2 protein-coding genes are annotated in these 3,383 nt (G+C 72.6%); both read left to right on the top strand.

Annotated elements, in window-relative coordinates; all coding sequences use genetic code 11:
• Positions 1 to 66: 66 nt before the first annotated feature.
• Positions 67 to 1,278 (top strand): FAD-dependent monooxygenase, encoded by a 1,212-nt coding sequence (locus ACFE8Y_RS21325; RefSeq protein ID WP_375466365.1) that lies wholly within the window; start codon positions 67 to 69, stop codon positions 1,276 to 1,278.
• Between the two features lie 356 nt (positions 1,279 to 1,634).
• A partial coding sequence (locus ACFE8Y_RS21320) for a CarD family transcriptional regulator (protein ID WP_375466364.1) occupies positions 1,635 to 3,383 on the top strand: 1,749 nt, incomplete at its 3' end.

Genomic DNA, 3,383 nt, shown 5'->3' with positions numbered 1-3,383 from the left:
CCGCAGGCAGGCGACGAGGGGGTTGGATCGCCCTAGGTCCGCCTCCTCCCCCTGAGGATGCCGCGCGTGACGCACGCCCCTTCACACGACGAATTCGCGGTGGCCGTGGTCGGCGCCGGTGCGGCGGGGCTCGCAGCCGCCCTGGCGATGGCGCAGGCGGGCATCCGGACGGCGCTCGTCGGGCGCCACGCCCCCGTGGCGGACGGGCGCACGGTGGCGCTGCTCGACGGCTCGGTGCGCTTCCTCGACGCGCTCGGCGCCTGGGACGGCATCGCCCCGCACGCCGCGCCGCTGGCGGTGCTCCAGATCATCGACGACACCGGCAGCCTGTTCCGCCCGCCCCCGGCCCGCTTCCGCGCCGGCGAGATCGGGCTCGACGCCTTCGGCTGGAACGTCGAGAGTCGGCGGCTGGTCGAGGCCCTGCGGGCGCGGGCCCGGACCGTGCCGCTCACCCTGTTCGAGAGCGACGCCGTCGCCGCCGAGCCCGGCGAGGTTTTTTCGCGCGTGGCCCTGGCCGATGGCGGCCACGTGGCGGCCCAACTGGTCGTCGGCGCGGACGGAGCCCGTTCGCCGCTCCGCGCCGCCAGCGGAATCCGGGTGCGGGACTGGTCCTATCCGCAAGGCGCGATCACCGCGATCCTCGCCCACGCGCGCCCGCACGACGACGTCTCCACGGAGTTCCACACCCGCTCGGGACCCTTCACCCTGGTGCCCCTCCCCGGCCGCCGCTCCAGCCTCGTCTGGGTCACCGGCGAGGGCGCCGCGCGGCGCTTGGCCGGCCTCGACGACGACGCCCTCGGCGCGGCCGTCACCGCCCAGGCGCAGGCGATGCTGGGCCCCATGCGGATCGACGGACCCCGCGGGCTCGTGCCGATGCGCGGCCTCTCGGTGGCGAGCCCCACAACCCGTCGCCTCGCCCTGATCGGCGAGGCGGCCCACGTCTTCCCGCCGATCGGCGCGCAGGGGCTGAACCTCGGCCTTCGCGATGCCGCCGCCCTCCGGGACGCGGTGCGCGCCGCCATCCGCGACGGCCGCGATCCCGGGACGCGGGCGGCGCTCGCCGGGTTTTCGCGCGCGCGCGGCCGGGACGCCGCCCTGCGCACGGCCGCGGTCGACACCCTGAACCGCAGCCTGCTCGCCGACTTCGCACCGGTCGACGCGCTGCGCGGCCTCGGCCTGCTCGCCATGACCGCGATCGGCCCGCTGCGCCGCGCGGTGATGCGCGAGGGCGTCCTGCCGCGGTTCGGCGTCCCGGAGCAGATGCGTGCCGGCCGCTGACGGCCATGGGCATGCCGCGAGAGCGGTCTTCAGGCAGAAAAGATCGTGCCGACAGCCTGTTGAAAGCAATTGCGTAAGCGATGCTTCAGCAGGGCTATCCTCGGAAACCGGCCTCGTCTCAGCGCGCTCGATCAGGCCAGAAAGCGCTTTTCAAGTTTGAGCTTACACAAAGGCCCTCGCAAAACTGATGAAGCTTCGACGTTCGTGAGCGGGCCCGGCTCCCTACTGATGCCGGGCTCCCCGATGTGGCCGCCTGCACCGAACACCTGACAACTCCCCGTTCCGGTCTATACACCCGCTCGGGGTGAGGCCGTGCCGACCCGATTTCGCTTCAGGATCAACAGACCCGCGACCCGATGGCCAAGCCCGCCCCCAGAGCTGCTTCCCAATTGCCCGCCGCGAAGCCTCGAACGGCGCGCTTCGCCCTGCCGAAATCCGGGCCGCTCGCGCGGCTCCGCGACGCGCTGGCCCGCGGCGACAGCCCGACGCTCGCCGGCGTGCCCGACGGCTTCGACGCCCTCGTCGTCGCCGACCTCGCCCGCGCGCTCAGCGCCGGATTTGAGGGGCCGGCGGTGCTGGTCCACGTCGCCCGCGATTCCGGGCGCTCGAACGCCTTCGTCAACGCGCTGAAGTTCGTCGCCCCCGAGATCGAGGCGATGCGGATGCCGGCCTGGGACTGCCAGCCCTACGACCGGGTCTCGCCGAACGGCGCCACCGCGGCGCAGCGGATGACGGCGCTGTCGCGGCTGACCCGCTCGCGCTCGTCGGAAGAGGCGCCGCGCATCCTGTGCACCACCGTCAACGCCCTGATCCAGCGGGTGCCGCCGGCCAAGCGCATCGCGGTGGAGACGTTCTCGGCGGCGATCGGCAACGTCGTGCCGATGGATCGCGTCGTCGCCTGGGTCGAGGCCAACGGCTTCCTGCGCACCGGCACCGTGCGCGAGACCGGCGAGTACGCGCTCCGCGGCGGCATCCTGGATCTCTCGCCGCCGGGACTGCCCAACCCGATCCGCCTCGACTTCTTCGGCGACACGCTCGAATCGATCCGCGCCTTCGATCCGGAGACGCAGCGCACCGTGGGGCAGCTCCGCTCCCTCGACCTCGTGCCGATGAGCGAGGTGCAGCTCACCACCGAGACGATCCGGCGCTTTCGCCAGGGCTACGTGTCGAACTTCGGCGCGGCGACCCGCGACGACCGCCTCTACGAGACGGTGAGCGAGGGCCGGCGCTATGCCGGGCTCGAGCATTGGATGCCGCTGTTCTACGAGGGGCTCGACACCCTGTTCGACTACGTCGCCGGCGTGCCGATGGTGTTCGAGCCGCAGGTCGAGGACGCCGCCGCCGAGCGTCTCGCCCTGATCCAGGACTACTTTCAGGCCCGCGAGGGCGCGATGAAGGCACCGCAATCCGGCGTCGCCCCCTACAAGCCGCTGCCGCCGCGCGCCCTCTACCTCACCCGGAACGAGCTGCGCGACCGGATCGCGGCCTGCGCGGTCGCGCGGCTGACGCCGTTCGCGGTTCCCGAGGATGCGGGCACGATCATCGACTGCGAGGGGCAGGCCGGGCGCAGCTTCGCGCCGGAGCGGGCGGACGAGGCGGCGAGCGTCTTCGACGCGGCGGTGGCCCACGTGAAGGATCTGCAAGGTTCCGGTCATCACGTGATCCTCGGATCCTGGTCCGACGGCTCCCGCGACCGGCTCTGCGGCGTGCTCGCCGACCACGGCCTGAAGAAACCCGTCGCGATCACCCGGCTCTCGGACGTCTACGCGCTGAAGCGCGGCAGCGACGTGGCGGTGGCGGTCTGGGGCCTCGAATCCGGCTTCACCGCGGGCCAGCTCGCCGTGGTCTCGGAGGGCGACATCCTCGGCGACCGGCTGGTGCGGCAGAAGCGCAAGTCCAAGCGGCCGCAGGACATCATCCTGGAGGTGCAGGCGCTCCAGCCCGGCGACCTCGTGGTCCATGCCGACCACGGCATCGGCCGGTTCGTTGGTCTCAAGACCATCACCGCGGCCGGTGCGCCGCACGACTGCCTGGAGCTTCAGTACGCCACCGGCCTGCTGCTGCTGCCGGTGGAGAACATCGAGCTCCTGACCCGCTACGGCTCC

Source organism: uncultured Methylobacterium sp. (assembly GCF_964242245.1).
GTDB lineage: Bacteria > Pseudomonadota > Alphaproteobacteria > Rhizobiales > Beijerinckiaceae > Methylobacterium.
This window is presented reverse-complemented; position numbering and strand designations above follow the sequence as displayed.